The organism is Bacillus sp. NTK074B (genome assembly GCF_017303375.1).
Taxonomy (GTDB): domain Bacteria; phylum Bacillota; class Bacilli; order Bacillales; family Bacillaceae_B; genus Rossellomorea.
Genome location: NZ_JAFKOH010000162.1, coordinates 1 through 262, shown reverse-complemented (window position 1 = coordinate 262; position 262 = coordinate 1). Strand labels below are relative to the sequence as shown.

At 67.6% G+C, this 262-nt stretch carries 1 protein-coding gene; it reads left to right on the top strand.

Annotation, left to right across the window (positions count from 1 at the left end; genetic code table 11):
- Positions 1–262 (top strand): hypothetical protein (locus JI667_RS21845; RefSeq protein WP_206858584.1); only part of this gene is annotated, 262 nt, incomplete at both ends.

Sequence of the window (262 nt, the reverse complement as noted above, 5' to 3'; positions counted from 1 at the left end):
CGGCTGACGGGGCGCCGCTATCCGTTCCGGCAATTCGACGCACCCGGCAAGCACGGCACCGAAGATCGGAACCCGACCGAGCGGCTGGGGCTGTCCGAGGACGACCTGACCGCGATCCTCGACCGCTATCGGCAGTCTTTCAACATCGGTGTCGAAGATCTGGCGCGGCTGATCGGCGCCGCCGAGCTTCAGGCCGCAGCGCAATCCGGGGGCCGGGTAGTCGCGGCGGATATCATGTCGCGCAACCTTGTCACCATCGGGC